Annotated in this window: 1 protein-coding gene; it reads left to right on the forward strand. The window is 70.9% G+C overall.

From position 1 onward, the window contains the following. Window positions 1–1524 (forward strand): nitrite reductase large subunit NirB (gene nirB / locus RIF89_RS14940; RefSeq protein WP_309069855.1); only part of this gene is annotated, 1524 nt, incomplete at both ends.

The following is a 1524-nucleotide window of genomic DNA, read 5'->3' on the forward strand; positions in this document are numbered from 1 at the left end:
GCGGTCTGCTGGGTCTGGAGGCGGCGGGTGCTCTGCAGGGACTGGACGTCGACGCGACGGTCGTGCAGTCGTCCGACCGCCTGATGTCGGCACAGCTCGACCTCGCCGGCGGCACCACCCTGCGCCGGCTGATCGAGAGCCGCGGGATCGCGGTGCGCACCGAGAGCCGCACCACGCGCCTGGATCAGGATCGATCGGGTCACGTGACGGGGCTGGAGTTCCGCGACGGCGGCTACGCCCGCACGGACATCGTGGTGTTCACGGTGGGGGTGCGCCCGCGCGACGAGCTGGGCCGCGAGGCGGGACTCGAGGTCGGCCCGTACGGCGGCGTCGCGATCGATGCCGGATGCGCGACGAGCGATCCTGCGATCCTGGCGATCGGCGAAGTGGCCGCATACGAGGGACGCACGGTGGGCCTCGTGGCGCCCGGCTACGCCATGGCGGAGGTCGCGGCGGACCGCCTGCTGGGCGGCGCGGCCGCGTTCCCCGGCTACGACGACTCGACGAAGCTCAAGCTGTCGGGCGTGGACGTCGCGAGCTTCGGCGACGCGTTCGCGACCACGCCCGGCGCGCTCGACGTCGTGTACGCCGATCCGGTGTCAGGTGTCTACAAGAAGCTCGTGCTGTCGGACGACGCCCGGACTCTGCTCGGCGGCATCCTTGTGGGAGACGCGTCGGCGTACGGCTCGCTGCGACCGCTCGTCGGCAGCGCCCTCGGCGCCGACCCCGCCGCGTATCTGATGCCGGCCGACGGGGTCGAGGCCCCGGCGGCCGACCTGCCTGACGACGCGATCGTCTGCTCGTGCTCGTCGGTCACGGCGGGCAGGATCCGCGGCGCCGTGCACGAGGATGGCTGCACGGACGCGACGCAGGTGAAGACCTGCACCAAGGCGGGGGCGACCTGCGGCTCGTGCTTCACGATGGTGAAGAAGCTCGTCGGCAAGGAGCTCGCCGCTCTCGGGCAGACCGTCAGCAACGCGATGTGCGAGCACTTCGATCTGTCGCGCCGCCAGCTGTTCGACGCCGTTCGGGTGTCGGGCCTCGAGACCTTCAGCGCGATCATCGAGCGCTTCGGCCGCGGCCGCGGCTGCGACGTCTGCAAGCCGGCGATCGCGAGCATCCTGTCGGGCCTCGTCGGATCGCATGTGCTCGAGGGCGAGAACGCCGCGCTGCAGGACACGAACGATCACGTCATGGCGAACCTCCAGAAGGACGGCTCGTACTCGGTCGTGCCGCGCATGCCGGGCGGCGAGGTGACGCCGGAGGGTCTGATCGCGGTCGGGCAGATCGCTAAGGACTTCGGCCTGTACACGAAGATCACGGGAGGGCAGCGGGCCGACATGTTCGGCGCACGGCTGGAGCAGCTCCCCCTGATCTGGCAGCGCCTGGTCGACGCGGGCTTCGAGTCGGGGCATGCGTACGGCAAATCGCTGCGCACCGTGAAGTCGTGCGTCGGGTCGACGTGGTGCCGCTACGGCGTGCTGGATTCGGTCGGCATGGCCGTCAGGCTGGAGCTGCGCTACC

This window comes from Microbacterium sp. (genome assembly GCF_031178525.1).
Lineage (GTDB): Bacteria > Actinomycetota > Actinomycetes > Actinomycetales > Microbacteriaceae > Microbacterium.